This is a genomic window from Actinospica durhamensis, assembly GCF_018139695.1.
GTDB lineage: Bacteria > Actinomycetota > Actinomycetes > Streptomycetales > Catenulisporaceae > Actinospica > Actinospica durhamensis.
Map to the genome: position 1 here is coordinate 1 of NZ_JAGSOG010000792.1, position 421 is coordinate 421.

General features: G+C 77.2%; 2 pseudogenes. Both read right to left on the minus strand.

The window, feature by feature from the left end:
* Window positions 1-237, minus strand: a pseudogene (locus KDL01_RS42250) (DedA family protein); the annotation flags it as partial.
* A 47-nt stretch (window positions 238-284) separates the two neighbouring features.
* Window positions 285-421: pseudogene (locus tag KDL01_RS47065) on the minus strand (MBL fold metallo-hydrolase); the annotation flags it as partial.

Here is a 421-nt window from a genome sequence, read left to right on the forward strand (position 1 = left end):
GTACAGCGCCAGGTCCCCGAGGAACGCCGCCAGCGACGCGGTGACGAACACCAGCGCCAGCGAGAACGGCGCCGCCCGGTGGACGGCCACCACGGCCGCCGAACTGACCAGCGCCCCCGTCGGCACCACCGGCACCAGCGCCCCGATCAGCACCAGCAGGAACAGCGACGGGTACCCGACCGCCTGCTGGGTGGACTCCGGCACCACGGTCACCGGGGCGGCCGCCAGCGCGGCCATCGCGGACAGGGGCGCGCCGACCGTCTGGACCAGGACGGCGGACGGGATCACCACGCGGCCTCCGGGCGCACGCTCTCGCCGTGCCCGAGCCGGTGCACCGCCGCCCCGGGCGCCCGCACGGCGGCCAGCCGCACGAACTCGTCGCCCGGCGCGTGGAACTCGTGCGGGCGCACGGCGTCCATCC